At 56.8% G+C, this 16,485-nt stretch carries 3 protein-coding genes and 1 pseudogene; 3 read left to right on the forward strand and 1 reads right to left on the reverse strand.

What is annotated here, in order from left to right:
- Nucleotides 1-2 precede the first annotated feature (2 nt).
- The 3 genes from RHM61_RS03550 (at nt 3) to RHM61_RS03560 (ending at nt 14,706) form a co-directional block, all read left to right on the forward strand.
- On the forward strand, nt 3-13,142 hold the full coding sequence (locus tag RHM61_RS03550) for a hemagglutinin repeat-containing protein (RefSeq protein ID WP_322249761.1): 13,140 nt from the start codon (nt 3-5) through the stop codon (nt 13,140-13,142).
- A complete protein-coding gene (locus RHM61_RS03555; RefSeq protein ID WP_322249762.1) occupies nt 13,142-13,444 on the forward strand; it encodes a hypothetical protein in 303 nt (100 codons plus the stop codon). The genes RHM61_RS03550 and RHM61_RS03555 overlap by 1 nt, the downstream gene beginning before the upstream one ends.
- A 506-nt stretch (nt 13,445-13,950) precedes the next feature.
- On the forward strand, nt 13,951-14,706 hold the full coding sequence (locus tag RHM61_RS03560; RefSeq protein ID WP_322249763.1) for a hypothetical protein: 756 nt from the start codon (nt 13,951-13,953) through the stop codon (nt 14,704-14,706).
- Here the strand turns inward: RHM61_RS03560 and RHM61_RS03565 are convergent.
- Nucleotides 14,682-16,248, reverse strand: a pseudogene (locus RHM61_RS03565) (IS3 family transposase). The gene RHM61_RS03560 and the pseudogene RHM61_RS03565 sit on opposite strands and share 25 nt — an antisense overlap.
- Between the last annotated feature and the right edge of the window lie 237 nt (nt 16,249-16,485).

Consider the following 16,485-nt stretch of genomic DNA (forward strand, 5'->3'; position numbering starts at 1 on the left):
TCATGAATAAAAACGCTTACCGTATCGTTTTCAACAAAAAACGTCAGTTGCTGATGGTGGTTGCCGAACAAGTAAGCAGCGCCGGCACTGGCGTGCGATCTGCAGCACCATCCAGCGCGCGGCAGACTAGCCAGCGTCTGTGGCGTTTCACCCCCTTGACAATATTGCTCGCCAGTTTATTTGGTACGCTGGCACAAGCCCAGATCGTCACTGCCCCCGGCACCAGCGGCACCAGCATTGCACTCACCGCCAATGGCCGCCCGCTGGTGCAGATCGCCGCCCCCAACGCCAGCGGACTGTCGCATAACCGCTATGAAAAATTTAATGTCGACGGCAACGGTGCCATCCTCAACAATGCCAACAGCGCCGTTCTGACGCAGCAAGGCGGCTATATCGCCGCTAACCCGCATCTCGGCAAAGAAGGCGCGCGCATCATTCTCAACGAAGTGCGCGGCAGTGGTGCCAGCCAATTGCATGGCTTTGTCGAAGTCGCCGGCCAACGCGCCCAAGTCATTATCGCCAACCCGAATGGCATCAGTTGCAGCGGCTGCGGCTTCATCAATACCGATCGCGCCATGCTCAGCACCGGCGCGCCGGTATTCGACAGCGCTGGCGCTTTGAACGCCTGGCGGGTCACGCGCGGTGCGATTGAAGTCAGTAATCTACAAGCCGCCAACATCGACAGCCTCGACTTGATCGCGCGTACCGTGCGCGTCAATGGCGCGATCTGGGCCAAACAATTACGTGTCATCAGCGGGGCCAACCAAATCGACCACGCCGCGCTTGGCGTGCAGGCTATCGCCGCTGCCAACGACACGGCGGCCGACGCGGTCGGCATTGATGTCGCCAGCTTGGGCGGCATGTATGCCAATAAAATTCGCTTAGTCGGCACTGCCGCTGGGGTTGGCGTGGTCAGCCTCGGCAATCTGGCCGCCCATAGCGGCGAACTGGAAATTAACAGCCGCGGCCACATTACTTTAGCCGGCCAGACTACGGCACGGGACGGACTGGTCATCAACAGTGACAGCAGCATCACCCAGCGCGGCCAAATTTACAGTCAACAACAAGTCAGCTTGCACAGCAAAGAATTACTGAGCAACAGCGGTGACATCCGTGCTGGCCAAGACCTCACGTTGCAAGCGCAAGCCTTGCAATCGAGTGGTAGCTTGGCGGCAGGGGTAGACGACACCGGTGTGATCGAGCGCAAAGCCGACCTGCGTATCCATACCGACACCGTGCTGCAAACCAGCGGCTGGCAGCTCGCCGGCGGCGCGATCGACATGCGAGCCGCCAGCATGCAACTCGACGGTGCCAACACCGAAGCGGGCGGAGCAATCAGCTTGCAAGCGCGTGAAGGCGAGCTCACGCATCGTCAGGCGACGCTACAAGCCGGTCAAGCACTCCACATCGAGGCGGCAGGCACGCTACACAATGACGGCGGCACACTGCATGGGGCCAGCATCAGCATCAGCGCTGGCGGCATGAATAACCAAAATGGTGGTATCACCAGCGCCGGCAGTATCGCGCTCGCCAGCAACACCTCAATCGACAACAGCGCTGGCAACATCCTCTCACACAGTGATAGCCTGCAATTACACAGTGCACAACTCAGCAATCAATCCGGGCGCATCGCGCTGACTGGTGCAGGTCTGCTGAGCATCAACAGCAATGTCCTCGATAATGGCAGCGGGCAGATCGCCAGCAACGGCGACTTGTCGCTGCAGGCACAGACACTCACGAATCAGGGCCAACTGAGCGCCATATCCCATCTGCAAGCCGTGGTCACGCAGCGACTCAATAACGACCAAGGGACGCTGAGCGCGGCACAACTAAGCCTGCAGACGCCGCATCTGAGCAACCAGTCCGGTCAACTTATCCATTCCAGCAGCAAGGCGGCGCAGTTCGCCGTGACTGAGCAATTCGATAATCGCAACGGCCACTTGTACAGCGAGAGCGAACAACTGAGCTTGGCCCCGGCATTGCTGCAAAACGATGGCGGCAGTATCAACCATGCCGGCACCGGCAGACTCAGCATAGATAGCGCGACCATCAGCAACCGCGCCGGCCAAATCAACGGCAAGGCCTTGCTCACCATCTCCAGCGCCGGCACGCTCGACAACAGCGCCGGACTGATCCAAGCGGCACACGCCTTGCAAGTGCGCGCCACCACGCTCGACAACAGCCAGGGCCGACTGCTCTCGCTCAATCAAGACGGTATGTACCTCGCTGCCAGCGGATACTTGCACAACCTCGATCAAGGTGTGATCGCCGCGAACGGCGATGTCACGCTCGAAGTCCAGCAACTACGCAATCAGGGTAGGATCAGCGCCGTACAGCATCTGCAAGCCCGCATTGCCACCTTACTCGACAATGAAGATGGTCAACTACAGGCCAGCCGCCTGTCACTGTCCGCGCAAGATCTGCGCAATCAAGCAGGAAAAATCAGCCAATCCGGTAGCGACGAAGCGCAGATTGCCATTAGCGGCGTACTCGATAATCGCGCCGGTCTGATTGAAAGCAACAGCACCACCCTGCACTTGGGGCCGGCACGCTTACTCAATCAGCAAGGTCAAATCCATCATGTCGGCAGTGGATTACTCGACATCACCAGCGGCGTGATCGCCAACCAAGGCGGTAGCCTGCTCAGCAATGCCTCGATAGCGCTTGCCACTGAACAAGAAATTGACAATACTCAAGGCAGTGTACAAGCGGCGCAAGGCCTGCACATACAAGCCGGCCAGTTCAACAATGAGGGCGGTCGGGTCTTGGCACTGGGCCCGCAAGGTCTGTCCATTCGCAGCAATGGCGCGATCAATAATCTGGCGGCCAGCCGCGCCGACGGTAAAACCGGTGGTTTGCTCAGCAGTCATGGTGACATGCAATTACAAGCAAACAGCTTGCGTAACAACGGCGACATTATCGCCACAGTAGCCCTCAACGCCAAATTCGAGCAGGCACTCGATAACCGCGCTGGCCAATTGCGCAGTCAAGGTCAAATGCAACTCGATGCCGCCACGCTCAATAATCAAGCGGCCCGCATCGACGCCCCCGAACTGCACATAGTCGCCCAACAAATCGATAACCGCCACGGCCAGATCGCGGCCGATGCCTTACACCTCGACAGCGACAGCGTCGACAACCGGGCCGGCCGCTTGCAACACTTTGGTCACGGCAGCAATATCCTCAACATTCGCAGCCTGCTCGACAACAGCGAGGCCGGTAGCATCCATAGCAACAGTGAGCAATTACTGCTCGCCCCTTGGCGTATCAACAATGACAGCGGCAGTATCTTGCTCGCCGGTCAGGGCCAACTGCAATTGCAAGTCGGTGCGGAACTGAGTAACCGCCAAGGCACGCTGGGAAGCAATGGTGAATTGCAGCTCAGTGCCGGGCAACTCGACAATCAAGGCGGCAGCATCGCCGCCGCCAAACACAGCGCGCTAAGCGTCAGCCAACTGTTTGACAACCGCGCCGGCCAAGTGCTGGCGGCCAAGGACTTGCAACTGAGCGCAGCCAACATCGACAATCGCGGCGGCACCTTGGAGGCCGATCGACTCGACCTCGACAGCCATCAGTTCAACAATCAGGGCGGCAAGTTACAACAATTCAGTCAGGCCGACAGCCGTCTGCGTATCCGCGACTGGCTCGACAACAGCCAAGGCGAGATCCGTCTCAATGGCAGCCAGATTCTGCTGCAAGCGGGAGTATTCGAGAATCATGAGGGCAGCCTTCAGCATGCCGGCAGCGGTACGCTGCAATTACAACTCGGCGAAGGACATAATCGCGCCGGCACCATCCTCGCGAACAATCACATCGACCTGCAAGCTGCGCGCTTCGACAACCAAGCCGGTAAATTATTCAGCCATGGTGATGCCAGCCTCGTCGTCAGCGGCAGCATCGACAACCGTGCCGGCAGTGTGCAAGCAGCACACGCCCTCACCCTACGCGCCAACGACATCGACAACCAGGGCGGCCGCCTCCTCGCGCTCGGCAACAGCGCACTGAAAATCAGCGCCAAGGCCGGCCTCATCAACCGCGACGACTGGCGTGCCGATGGCGAATCAGGCGGTCTGATCGGCGGCAACGGTGCCGTTGATATCCAGGCAGGCACACTCACGAATCACAGCAAAATCAGTGCTGCGAACAACTTACAATTAAGCATCGCCGCACTACTCGACAATCAAGGCGGACGCTTACTAGCCGGGCAAACGCTGCAACTGAGCACGCCCACGTTGCTTAACCGCGATGGCGAAATCGACGCCAAACTTCTGCTGCTGCAAGCTGACGAAATCGATAACCAAGCCGGAAAAATCAGCGCCGATGGCTTACACATCGACGCCTTACGATTATTCAATCAAGCCGGCCTGATCAGCCAATTTGGAGCCAGCCCCAGCCGACTTAATCTCAGCGAAATACTGATCAACAGCGACGCTGGACAAATCGTCAGCAATGCCGCGCAACTCGACATCATCACTGCGGCCCTCGCCAACGAGCGCGGCAGCATCCGGCATGCCGGCAACGACAGCTTGCGCATCGAGGCTGGCCAAGTGCGCAACCAAGCCGGCACTATCAGTAGCAATGCTCGCTTGCAAGTGCAAGCTGACTGGCTCGACAACCGCCAAGGACAGTTGCACACTGTCCAGACTGCCGCACTGCGCCTCAACGGCGCAATCGACAACCAACAAGGCAGCATCCAAGCCGGGCAAGGCATGCAAGTGCAAGCGACGACGCTCGACAACAGTGACGGCCATTTGCTCTCTCTCAATGCCGACGGCTTACAGATACACACGACTGCACATCTTGAAAATGCCGGCGGCCAAATCGGCAGCAACGGCGCGATGCAACTGCAAGCCGCCAGCCTCAGCAACAGCGGCAGCATCACTGCGGCACAAGCACTGCAAGCACACATCGACGGCTCATTCAATAACCAACATGGTCGCCTGGCCGCCGCTGAAACACTGAACCTGCAAGCCAGCACGCTCGACAACCGCTCAGGCCAGCTCGATGCGCGCGACTTGCACCTGAACATCACAGCACTCGACAACCGCGATGGCCAGCTCAGTGCCGACCAATTACAATTACGCAGCGAGCAAGTCGACAACCGCAACGGCAGCATCCGTCAATTAGGTCTCGCGGCCAGCGAACTGCTGCTGAGCGGCCGCTTCGATAACCGCCACGGCCTGTTGCAAAGCAATGCAGACAGCCTGCTGCTCCACGCCGCTGCCATTGACAATGAAAACGGACAATTACTACATGCCGGCAATACTCGCTTCGCACTGCAAACTGGCCTACTCAACAACCAACAAGGCAAGATCGCCAGCAACGGCAGGCTGCAGCTCCAAGCCCAGCAATTCCACAACCAGCAGGCACAGATCGAGGCCGGTGCCGCTCTCGCCATCGACGTCGACAGCGTAATCGATAACAGCGATGGCAGCATCCGCGCCGCCGGTGCGCTGCAACTGCAGGCCGACACCCTCATCAACGACCGTGCCAGCCTGCTCTCGCTCAACGGCGACGGACTGCAAATCGCCCTGCGCGCGAGCCTCTTCAACCGCAGCACGGGCGCGCAGCAAGCGCGCATCGGTAGCAATGGCAGCCTGAGCATCAACGCCGCCACACTGCATAACCGCGGCCTCATCAGCGCCGCCGACACACTGCACGCCCAAGTGAGGGAACAACTCGACAACCAAGATGGTGCAATGGCAGCCGGGCAGCAACTGCATCTCGATGCCGTCAAAATCAACAACCGCAACGGCCGACTCGATGCCGAGCACATCGTGTTGCGCGGCACAGAAATCGACAATCGCCAGGGCAATATCAGCGCCGAACAAATCAGTCTCGATAGCCACACGCTCAATAACCAAGCTGGCCAAATCAAACAGTTCGGCAGGGCAGAAACCCGCTTGGCCGTCAGTACCATGCTCGATAACAGCCTAGGTGGGCAAATCCACAGCAACAGCGAAAATCTGCGCTTAGCACTGCAACATTGGAACAACGATGGCGGCAGTGTAGAACTGGCCGGCAGCGGTTTGCTCGACATCGAAGTTGCTGCCAGCTTATCGAATCAGAACGGAACCATAGGCAGCAACGGCCAGCTACAAATCAGCGCAGATCACCTCAACAACCAGGCCGGTCAGATTTTTTCGCAACAACACACCGCGCTCAGCGGCCGCCTGATCGACAACCGCCAACAGGGAAAACTCAGCGGTGCCCAATTCACCCTACGCAGCGAACAACTCGACAACCGAGAGGGGAAAATCGAAGCGCTTCAACGCGACCTGCGGCTCGATACGAACGCACTCGATAATCGCGGCGGCAGCATACAACACCTCGGCAGCGGCAGCTTAGCCATGACGGTAGCGCAGCAACTCGACAACAGCAGCATACAAAACATCGCCGGCTTCATCGGCAGCAATGGCCAATTGCAACTCCATGCCGGCCGCATCGACAACCGCCACGGCACCATCTACAGCCAACACGATGCGCAAGTGCACAGTGCCGACGTCGTCAACAACCACACTGGCATCATCCAAAGCGATGGCGCACTCACCCTCAGTGCCGTCGGCGCACTCGATAATCAGCAAGGCCGCATAGAAAACAATGGCAGCGCCGCCGTGCTCGCCATCAGCGCCCTCAGCTTGGACAATCGCGCCGGCCGCATTGCCAACAGCGGCAGTGGCAGCAGCCGCATCATCAGCCACAGCGCTGTACACAATGCCGGCGGCACCATCGGTAGCAACGGCGAGGTCTACCTCGCCGGCATCGAACTCAGCAACATCGACGGTGCCAGCATCATCGCCGGCGGCGCGCTGACACTGGCGCTCCGCGATCTGCTCGACAACCGCAACGGCAGCATCTTTGCCACCGACACGATTACCAGTGAGGATGCCAGCGCCCGCCTCGACAACCGCGCCGGCCAGCTCACTGCCGGCCAAGCCATACGACTACAGTTTACCGCCGTCGACAACCGCGCCGGCCACATCCGCCATCGCCAAGCCGACGCCGGCGATGCCACCGCTGAAACCGTGCGCAGCATTACACTGAGCAGCGGCAGCTTACAAAATGAAGGCGGACATATCGACAGTCTGGACGACCTCACCCTCACGCTCGCCAGCCTCGACGGTAGCGGCAGCCTCGCCGCCGGCCGCGACGCCGCGATCACCCTGCAAGGCGACTACCACAATGCCAGCGGAAAGCAATTCAGCGCCAACCGCGACCTGTATTTCAGCACCAGCGGCAAGCTCAGCAACGACGGCAGCCTGAGCGCGATGCGCCATCTTCATCTCAACGCCGGCGCGCTCGACAACCGCGGCCTCATCAATGCCGGCGGTGGCAACAGCGGAATCACAGTCAGCGGCACTCTCAATAACTGGGGACGCGTCTACGGCGACGACATCGCCATCGGCGCCACTGCACTCAGCAATACCCAAGACCGCAGCGGCAACGCCGGCGTGATCGCTGCGCGCAGGAAACTTCAGATCGGTGCCACCAGCATCAGTAATACCGAAGGGGCGCTGCTCTACAGTGCCGGCCAGTTGCGCGTCGGTGCCAGCCTCGATACAGCCCAGCAAGACAGCGGCAGCGCTGCATACTTACTCAATGCCTCCGCCAAGATCGAAGCCGATGGCGATATCGAACTCAATGCCCTTACCATCGACAATCGCAACGACCATTTTGCCACCGAACAGCGCGTGACGTCGACCAAGGAGATCAAAGAGTATCAACTCCAAAACGATAGCCAACGCTGGGACAGCACGCTGGTGCGCCAAGCACGATGCAACCCGGATAACTTCGATTGCCTTTTCATGCCAGATGGCAGCTCTGGACAAAACTACACCGAATATAATTACACCCGTACCATCAGCGAGACCTTCATCACGCAATCGCGCCCGGCCGAACTGATCAGCGGTGGCAACCTGCTCATCAACGGCATAGTCAACAATAACAACAGTCGTATCGTGGTCGGCGGCACCCTGCATGGCGCGCCGACCAGCATCACCAACAACGAAAGCCCGGGCACCACCTTCATCGACGACCAAGGCACCTCGCAATACACCTATACGCGGTGGCATGGGGGCTTTACCAGAGAACGAAAAAGACACTGGAACCCCCACCAAACCTATGCCCCGGCGATACAGCAACAAACCAGCGCCCTGCAAATCGCACCCAACCTATGGCAAACGTTCAACAGCGCGATCGCGGTCACGCCACTCGACGTCAGCAGCGCCGCAGTATTGGCCTTAGGTACTAACCAGGCCGCCCCCACACTCAGCGGCACGGCGGCAGGCGTCGCCACGCTCAGCGCAGGCAATACGGCGCCCACCACGCTCAACGACAACATCACCGTATTGGCAGCCGCGCAAGGGCAGGCCGGTAACGACACCAGCCTAACGGCGACGGCAAGCACACAAGTCGCCGTCTCAGGTAGTGCCGGTAACGCTGCCAGCATCAACGCCGGCAGCGATGCCGGCACGCCGGTATCTGGCGCAGACAGCCATACGCCGCAGCAGATTGCTCAAATCAGCGAAGGCTCAGGCAACAGCAACAGTAACAACATGGCCGCCGACAGCATCAAGCCCATCAGCGCACCGGCCGCCAGCGTCGCCGCAGCCAGTATCGTCAGCGCAACAGGCCCACAAACCCTGGCTCAGGCTGGCCTCGCCTTGCCACATTTGGTCTTACCCAACAAGCAGTTATTCCAAGTGCGCCCTCAATCAAGCTTGCCCTACCTGATAGAAACCGACCCGGCATATACCAACTACCAAAGCTTCCTCTCCAGCGACTACCTGTTAAGCCAAATCGGCAGTGACCCACAAAGAATTCAAAAACGCTTAGGCGATGGATTTTATGAACAAAAACTGATCAACGAGCAAATACTCGAACTGACCGGTCGCCGTTTCCTCGGCGCTTACGGCTCGAATGAAGAACAATACCGCGCCCTGATGACAGCCGGTGTCGCCACAGCCGAACAATTTCAACTCACCCCTGGCATTGCGCTCAGCGGCGCGCAAATGGCCGCGCTCACGGCCGACATGGTGTGGTTAGTCGCGCAATCACTCACCCTGCCCGACGGCAGCAGCGACCAAGTATTGGTACCGGTCGTGTACTTGGCGCAAGCCCATACCAGCGACATCAAGCCGAACGGCGCGCTGATTTCAGCCCAGCACATCGACCTGCGCCTGCCCGGCTCCTTGCACAACAGCGGCACCCTCTTAGCTGCTGGCAACATGCACATACAAGCCAGCAATATCCACAATACCGGCCAGATCAACAACACGGCCAGCAGCGGCAACACCGTCTTAACTGCCAGCAACGACATCATCAATCACGGCGGTACCATCAGCGGCCATCGCGTCGGCATCCTGGCCGGCCGCGACGTCCTCATCAGCACCAGCACCACCAGTGCCAGCAACAGCTTCGGCACGGCAAGCAATGGCTACGCCAGCAGCCACACCCTGATCGACCGCGTCGCCGGCGTTCACGCCGCCCAACTCAGCATCAGCGCCGGACGCGATCTGACACTCACCGGTGCCGACATACAAAGCAGCGGCAGCGCCAGCCTGCTCGCCGGCCGCGATGTCAACTTGCAAGCCGTCACCACCAGCCTCGCCTCGAACAGCCAAACCGATAGCGGCAACTCGCTGCGCCAGTCCAACACCACCGTGCACGGCACCCAGCTGCACAGCGGCGGCGACCTGCTCATCCGCGCCGAGCGCGACCTCAGCGCCAGTGCCGCCTACCTGCACAGCGACGGCAATCTCATCGCCACTGCCACGCGCGACCTCACCATCGCCAGCGCCGCACAAAACAACAGCTTCAATCAGGCCACGACCCAGAGCAGTAGCGGTTTGTTCTCGTCTTCCATGAACCACAGCCAAGCCACGCAACAACAAAGCCAAGCCGTATCCAGCACCATCTCGGGTGAGCGTGTGCAATTACAGGCCGGCAACAACCTCGCCATCGTCGGCAGCCATGCCGTCGCCAGTGGCGACCTCGCCCTCGCCGCCGGCCATGATCTGCGCATACAAAGCGCGCAGAACAGCAGCAGCACGAGTCTACATAGCGAACAACAACAAAGCGGCCTGTTCGCCAGTTCTGGCGGCATCACCTTGGGATCACAAGCCAGCCAGCACACCAACAGCAGCACCACCCTCAGCCAGCAAGCCAGCACCGTTGGCAGCACCGGCGGCACCGTCACCCTCAGCGCCGGTAATCAGTACACCCAAAGCGCCAGCCACGTCCTCGCCGCCGGCACCGGCGACGTTCAAATCTTAGCTAAAAACGTAACCCTCAGCGCCGCCAGCGACACCATGCAAGCGAGTCAGAGTAGCCACAGCCAGCAAAGCGGTCTGAGCCTTTCCATCAGCAACCCCGTGCTCAGCGCGGCCAACAGCGTACAACAAATGGGCCAAGCCGCCAGCCAAGTCAGCGATCCGCGTTTGCAAGCGCTGGCCGCCGCCAGTGCCACCCTGGCCGTTAAACAAGCGGCCAGCAGCGTTGCCAATAATCCCGGCAGCGCCGGCGGCATCCAGATCGGTATCAGTCTGGGCAGTAGCCAAAGCAGCAGCCAAAGCCAACAAAGCAGCCAACAGGCGGCCGCCAGCACGGTGCAAGCCGGTGGCAATGTCATTATCGTTGCCAGCGGTGATCCAGCTAAAAAGGACGGCAACATCGCCATCAGCGGCAGCCACCTCAACGCCGGCGGCCACGCCGCCCTGATTGCCGACGGCGATATCACGCTGCAATCAGCGCAAAACAGCAGCCAACAAAGCAGCAGCAACCACAGTAGCAGCGCCTCACTCGGCGTTGGCCTCGGCATCGGCGGCACGAACAGCGGTTTCACCGTCACGGCCAACGCCAGTCAGGGCAAAGGCCAAGGCAATGGCAGTGACATAAGCCACAGCAACAGCAGCATCAGCGCCGGCAAACAGTTACTGATTTCATCGGGTGGCGATACCACGCTCGCCGGTGCCGTCGCCAGCGCCCACACCATCACCGCCCAAGTTGGCGGTAACCTCCACATCGCCAGCCAACAAGACAGCAGCAACTACAACAGCACCCAACACAGCGCCGGCATCGGCGTCGCCATTCCTATCGGTGCCGGCACCGGCAGTGTCAGCGGCCAGCTCAGTAATAGCAAGATCAACAGCCAGTATGCCAGCGTTGGACAACAATCCGGCTTACTGGCCGGTGACGGTGGTTTTACTGTTCAGGTCGGCGGTAAAACCGCACTCACGGGTGCCGTGATTGCCAGTACCGCGCAAGCGCTTGAACAAGGGCTGAACAGTTTTAACAGCGCCAATGGTTTGGTGATGAACGATATGCAAAACCAAGCAGCATTTAGCGCACACAGCATGAGTGCCAGCGGTGGCGTCGGCACGCTGCCAGCGGGGAACCAAGGTACGGCCCTCGGTTTGGGTCTGGCTGGGGGAAATGCGCAGAGCGTTAGCCAGAGCGGGATTTCCGGCATCGCAGGAAACACCAGCATCACCAGCGATGCCGCACAAACCGGCATTGCAGCGATATTCAATGCCCAGCAAGTGCAGCAAACTATCAACGCGCAAACGCAGATCACAGCAGCGGCCAGCCAGCAAGCACCGCAGGCCGTGGCGAGTTATGCAGAGAGCCAGCAAACTGCTTTGCGCGAACAAGCGAAAAACGAAAACGATCCGATCAAACGCGCCGAGCTACAAAGCGAAGCCGATAAGTGGAACGAAGGCGGTGTTAATCGCGCGAAGCTACACCTCGTCACCGGTGCATTAAGCGGCGGAATTGGTGGCGCACTTGGTGCCGGCGCGGCGGCACTGGCGACACCGATGCTTGAGCAGGTTCAGAACAGTATGGCTGAACAACTCACCGGAGCCAGTCTCGCGCCTGACCTTGCGAACATGGCGGCGCAAGCGATTGCGACCGGGGCTGCGGCAGGTATCGGTGGCGCGGCAGGTGGCGTATCAGGTGCGGCCATGGGCTTGGTGGTGGATGCGAATAATCGGCAGTTGCATCCTGATGAAACTGCAAAACTCAAACAACTTCAGCAAGGTAAAACCCAAGAAGAGCGACGACGGCTTACCGACGCAGCATGTGCGATGGTACATTGTTCCGCAGGAGTTCCAGATAGTGATCCCTATAAAACGGCACTGGCCGCATCCGAACAACGTGGGCAACAATACACGGCTGAACAGAGTCAGTTGAAAATTACCGGCCTGTTCTCTTACGAACGTTTAGACCCATTCGTTGATACCGTCGATCGTTATCAAATTCCAAATCGAACGGTCGGTGCAGTGCAAGGCGTCATGGGATCTGCGGCTGCGGCAAGTGCATTGACGGCTGGATGTGCAACTGTCGTTGGTTGCGGTCTTGGCGCGACGGTTGCAGGTACCAGCCTGGATTATTCGCATGCCGGGTTTCAGCAACTTATCAACGGAAATTTGACGCCAACCTATGGCGAGCAAGCATTGCAAAGTTTGGGATTGAGTCCACAGGCTGCGGCATCGATGTATGGTGCTGTTAATCTTGGGGCGACGGTTGGTAGTGTGGTACTGGCTAATCAGGCTGGTATCAAGTTGACGCAAGCTAATACGTTGGCGCAGGCAAGTTATAAGGACTTTAATGCTGCCGGAGTAAAGATTACCCCTGAAATAATGCAAACTCATCAGGCTCAATCTTTGATTGCGGAAATAAAAGCCGGCAGTCCAACGTTGTCAGCATCAAGAGCAGAAGACATTGCAGCTGGCTACCTTCAATCAGGTACTAATCTTCCGCAAACGGGCATCGCCACGTCAGGCAGCACTTTGGTCAAAGTTGTTCCCAAAGGAGATGTGGTATCGGCTATGACTGGCTATTGGATGAGTCCCCAACAAGCACAGGCGGTTGCATTAATGACGCCAGAGCAGGCAGGGAAAGTGCTCGGTCTGCCGGCAACGCAAGCGGCCAACATACTTAAAAACGGCGTGGACTTCTATGCGATCACGCCCAAGACAGGCACGACACCGACTGTATTCGTGTCAAACGTTGCCAACACGACGCAAGGCGTAGTAACGATGCCAGGAGGCGCGCAGCAAGTCATTGTGCCAAACCGGAGTCAATGGACAACGCCTGCGCCGGTCAATCCCTTCACGTTGCGTAGCGCAGGAGGTGGCTAATGGACAAGGTAAAGAATTTGCAAGAGAAGGCGCGAGTGTTGCGTGAATTGTTGGAGCGGTATGCCAAGGTCGATGACGATGCCGAAATGGTATTGGAATTCATGATGCCGCTGTTCAAACAAATTGAGACTGGAGAAATCACCCCCCCGCATGAACATGAATACCGCTGGTACTTTGCGAACACGGAATCGCCGTTGTTCCAATATGATGATCTTTGTGAAGCGGCGGCAGAATATGCCCGTGCATTAGAAGATTGGAATAATTTTCTGCCATTTCCGCCCTGGCACACCTCAAAGCTATAGTGATATTTATAACAAATCACTCCCCACTCGCCTGTGGCAGGTAGCAGTTAAGAGAAGATCCGCGTTAGCGGCTCTTCGTTTGTCAGCGTCTTTTACTCGGTCGTAATCACCAGACACTCCATCATCACGCGCACCCGAACCCGCGAATGCGGGGTAAAGTTGGTTTAAAAGGTAGTAACTTAGAGAATAAAAATGAAAAATGAAAAACCATATAAGCAACTTTTTAAAGAAACGTTTACTAAAACATTTGGTGAACGTTATACGGAATTCTCTAATTTAGACAAAATTGCCTATTGGATATTCATTGCTTTTATTATTGCTGTTGTTATATATATGTTTTGTTTCAGATGACTCCCCTCTGTGTCAGGATAGTTGGTACTTTGCAAATATGGAGGCACCGTTATTTCAATACGATGATCTTTGTGAAGCGGCGGCAGAATATGTCCGTACATTAGAAGATTAGAATAATCTTCTGCCATTTCCCCCTGGCACACCTCAAAGCTATAGTGATATTTGTAAAAAAGCACTCCCACCCGCCAGTGGCTAATAATCGGCAGTTGTATCCGACAGAGATAAACTGGATTAAAGACAATGCAACTCGCTATGCCTCGCAAAATGGCATCTCAATTGATCAAGCAGTGCAAACGTTGACAGCACAAGCAGATCGACAAGTGCAATCCGGTTCTCCTGGTGAGTCGGATAAGCATGCCTCTGTATTCTTGAAAGAAGCCCATGGTTTGCTGCCGGCAGAAGGGAACTCTGGCACAGGCTATATGTTCTATGCTACACCGACACAACAAGCCAACCCGGAAATGTATGCGCAATATGGCAATACCAATACACCGTCAGCAAGTGCGATTGCCCAAGCCATCACACATAAAGAACAAGCCTTACAACAAGCAGGCAGCCAAACGCTGCTTGCCGCCAGCGTGGCTGGCGTGGTTGCCGGTGCAGGTCCGATAGCGATGATTAATGGCACGCCGATTTTTAGTACTGGAGGTGCTTTGGGTTCGAGTATGTGGGCTTCGCCGGTGGGGACGGCGGCCATTAGTGCGGGTATTAATGCAGGTGCGCAATATGCCCAGAATGGATCAATCAATCCGGTCGATGTTGGAGTTGCAGCCATGACGGGCGGTGCTGGTAGTTATGGAGGTTTATTGTGGAACGTGGGTGTCAATGCAGCAGGTGGTGCGGGAGGCGGAGTTTTTCAAGCTAGTTGTCGCCTAAAAGTAAATTTTTATGCCGCCAGTTTCAGTTCTTGATATACGTCCTCATGATTTAATGCTTCCTTGTTAGTTTTGTCTGGATTTAAGTCAACAACGTTGGCGCGGTCCCAGTTACGAGTAGCACCGCTCCAGCGATTCGAGTTCCTTGCTTTTGCCGCCGCATACAATTGCTCACGTCGAATCAATAATTCCACATCCAGACCGGCATGGCGTTCAGCTGGCGTTACAAACTGAATGGCACTGTGCCGGTGTTCTTCGTTATACCAATGCATGAATGTAGTAACCCAATTCCTGGCTGCCAGGAGATCCTTAAATGGGCGACGTGGATATACTGGGCAGTACTTCAATGTTTTAAAAAAGCTTTCGGCGAACGGGTTGTCATTACTCACGGCAGGACGACTGAATGACGGCATGACGCCCAGCACCTGCAGCATGGCCAGCATCGTGGAGCCCTTCATCGGACTGCCGTTATCCGAATGAAGAACGACCTGATTTTGTGCGATTTTTTCTCGCACACAAATGTCCTTCATCACCTCGCTGGCCAGCGCGCTGCTTTCGGTTTCAAATACCTGCCAGCCGACCACTTTGCGACTAAATACATCGATGAACATATAGAGATAAAAATAGATGCCTCTGATCTCTGTCGGCAAATAGGTGATGTCCCAACAGTACAATTGGTTGGGCCCGGTTGCCTTTAAAGCACGTGGTTTGTTGCGGGGTTGCCTTGGCTTTTCTTCGCCACGGTGCACAAGCATATTTTTAGCCTTGAGTAAGCGATAGAACGTTGACTCCGATGCGACATAAATTCCATCATCAGCCAATCGCGGAACGATCTGGCTTGGCGGCAGATGGCCGTATTCCGGCGAGTTGGCAATGGCCAGAACCTGTTGTCGTTCCTCTGAACTAAGCTGATTCTGAGGTACCTGCACACGCCCTGTTCGCCGGTCTGCTTGCTCAGTCACCTGATCAATTTTCCAGCGCTGCAGCGTACGCTCGCTTAAATCAATTACGTCGCAGGCACGTTCCTGACGTGCGCCTGAAACCACCGCTTCAGCTACCAGTGTCAATACGTTATTGCGCTCCGGGATTGGGGTCATTACTCCTCGTCCTCCCAAAGCGCACGGAACTTTTTTGCAGAACCAGCAGTGCTGCCGCCTCCGCCAGAGCTTTGTCTTTCCGGGCCAGCTCACGCTTGAGTTTGACGTTTTCATCTTTCAGCGATTTAACTTCACCAGCTTTGGGTGCGGCCTCTTTACCGCTGGCGCAAAAAGCAGATTTCCAACTGGTTAAATTATGCGGGAATAAACCACGTTCACGGCACCATGCCTGAAGCTGCTCTCCCGCTAACGCATGGCTCTCATGCAGTGCCTGCAGTTGTTCTTCTACCGTCCAGTCGCTCGGTCGTTTTTCTTTTTCTGACGCCGGACTGCCCGCCAGTGCTGACTTCTTTTTCATCCAATATCTCAACGTGTGGTGATTCAAATTTAAATCAGTGGCCACTGACATGATTGTTCGGTCGCCACGGGAATAGGCCTTCTGTAATGCCTGCTCAATAAATGCAGCGGAATAGGTTGCCATTGTTGCCTCGCTCAATAAGTTAAAAAGAGAGGTAACAACCAGATTGAAGATCGCCGGTCATTTTAGCCGTATAACTTCAAAATCAAAAAGCAAACCTTAACGTCTTGAGGGAATGGGTTCCGCTGCGCTCCACCCATAAAACCCGACTGCCTACGCCGGAAAAAGCTGGATAGATAATGCGAAAAACACAAACAAACAGACTTCAATGAGATCGGTTCAATTTAAAAAGTTACACGA

It is taken from the genome of Undibacterium sp. CCC3.4, from assembly GCF_034347425.1.
Lineage (GTDB): Bacteria > Pseudomonadota > Gammaproteobacteria > Burkholderiales > Burkholderiaceae_D > Undibacterium.

Coding starts and splice junctions, on each gene's coding strand:
- RHM61_RS03550 (WP_322249761.1), top strand. CDS start 3: ATGAATAAAAACGCTTACCGTATCGTTTTCAACAAAAAACGTCAGTTG.
- RHM61_RS03555 (WP_322249762.1), top strand. CDS start 13,142: ATGGACAAGGTAAAGAATTTGCAAGAGAAGGCGCGAGTGTTGCGTGAA.